Source organism: Nocardioides sp., assembly GCF_031422975.1.
Classification (GTDB): Bacteria; Actinomycetota; Actinomycetes; order Propionibacteriales; family Nocardioidaceae; genus Nocardioides.
Genome location: NZ_JANPEO010000065.1, coordinates 1 through 1774, shown reverse-complemented (window position 1 = coordinate 1774; position 1774 = coordinate 1). Strand labels below are relative to the sequence as shown.

The 1774-nt window shown below is 68.8% G+C and carries 3 protein-coding genes; 2 read left to right on the top strand and 1 reads right to left on the bottom strand.

The genetic code is table 11. The annotated features are described in order from the left end of the window. Window positions 1–467: hypothetical protein (locus RMO85_RS02245; protein ID WP_310526214.1), on the bottom strand; the 467-nt coding region annotated here is incomplete at its 3' end. Between the two features lie 467 nt (window positions 468–934). Here RMO85_RS02245 and RMO85_RS02240 point away from each other — a divergent pair. Together RMO85_RS02240 and RMO85_RS02235 are read left to right on the top strand one after the other, a co-directional pair. Then, on the top strand, window positions 935–1381 hold the full coding sequence (locus RMO85_RS02240; RefSeq protein ID WP_310526212.1) for a redoxin domain-containing protein: 447 nt from the start codon (window positions 935–937) through the stop codon (window positions 1379–1381). A gap of 1 nt (window position 1382) precedes the next feature. Continuing rightward, a partial coding sequence (locus RMO85_RS02235) for a cytochrome c biogenesis protein CcdA (RefSeq protein WP_310526210.1) occupies window positions 1383–1774 on the top strand: 392 nt, incomplete at its 3' end.

Sequence of the window (1774 nt, the reverse complement as noted above, 5' to 3'; positions counted from 1 at the left end):
TTGCCGTTGACGGTGACCTCACCGTAGACACGGGAGACGCCCGGGTCGACGTTGAGGTTCGTCAGCTCGACCGTGGTGCCTCCGGCGGTGAGCGAGAGGCCGGAGCCCTCGTGCTGGATCTGGCCGACCACGTAGTTGGGGACCGAGCCGGGCTTGAACACCGAGACGTTGCCGCCGGTGATCGGGAAGACCAGGGAGCCGTCGGTCAGCTTGGCAGTGCCCGTGACGCCGGGGGTGAGCTTGAGCGCGGTCAGGGCGTCGGTGAAGCCCTTGTCGAGCGCGATCGCGGTGCTCTCGCCGCTGAGGGCGTCGATCGACGCGACCGGCTTGGGGGCCGGGGCGGAGGAGGACGACGAGTTGGTGCCGGTGTCACTCTCGCTGCCGCATGCGGCGAGCGGGACGACGAGCACAGCAGCGGTGGCGATGCCGGCGAGGATGCGCTTCGGGGTGGAGTTGAGAGTAGCCATGAGGAAACACTTTTCCTTGCGTTGCAGATCATTGGTGCCTGTCATGAAGCATTCGGATCCGCACGCAAAGGAGATTGGTCGCTCTGGTCTTCTGAGGTAGGAGAGACGCAGGTCACAGCTCCCGGGCGACGGTCGCCCGAGCCTTGGCCAAGCGTGTGCCCGGGACGCAGCGCGCGGCCAGGGTGCTCCCGTCGCCCTGTCCGTCCCGATGGAGACCACCCATGGCTGGGACCCGTCCGGCGACGCGAACCGCCAGACGTCATGGGTCCGTAAGGTTGAGGACTGACCGGCGTGCACGCGGCAACTAGGGTCAAGGAATGCCGCCTCGTTTGCTTGCCCGGAGTCTTGTCGTCGCGCCTGTGCTCGCGGTCATCCTGACGGCGTGCGGCGCCGAGTCGCCCGAGCCTACGTCTGCTGTTGACGGCGCTGCGTCCGATTCCGCAGGCGTCGAGTCGTCGGGGTCCGCGGTGACCGAGACGAGCCCGGAGGGGTCGCAGGAGCCGGCCGTGGCGGTGCCGAAGATCCTGGACTTCTCGGCGAACACGGTCGCCGGTGGTGCGTTCGAGGGAGCCAGCCTGATGGGGAAGCCGGCGGTGCTGTGGTTCTGGGCGCCGTGGTGCCCGACCTGCCGTGGTCAGATCGAGGTCGTGTCTGCGCTCGCCGACGAGTACGGCGACGAGGTCAACTTCGTTGGTGTCGGCAGCCTCGACGATGCCTCCGCGATCGAGGACTTTGCTGGCGACGTACCCGCCGACCTTCCGCATCTCCTCGACCCGGACGGGGACGTGTGGCGACACTTCGGGGTCGTGGAGCAGAGCACCTTTGTGGTTCTCGATGCCGATAGTGACGTGGTGTCCGAGGGCTACCTCGACGACGCCGCGCTGGCGGATCTGGTGTCCGGCCTGGCCGGCTGACGTGCCCGACGGCCTGCTCGCTCTCGCCCTGGGCGCGGGCCTGCTCGCGGCGGTCAACCCGTGTGGGTTCGCGCTGCTCCCTGCCTACCTCTCACTGCTGATCGTTGGTGACGATTCACCCACGCGCGCCCGCGCCGTCGGACGGGCACTGTGGCTGACGGCGGCGATGACGCTGGGCTTCGCGGGGGTCTTCGCGGTGTTCGGGCTGGCGGTGGCACCGGTCGCCGCCGGTCTCCAGCAGCACCTGCCATGGTTCACCGTTGCCCTCGGGCTGATGCTGGCCATGCTGGGAGTGGTGCTGGCTTCGGGCCGCAGCGTCTCGCTGCCACGGGTCCGCCGCGCCCGAACCCGCAGCAGGCGCCCGCTGAACGGTTCGTTCGCCTCGATGGCGAG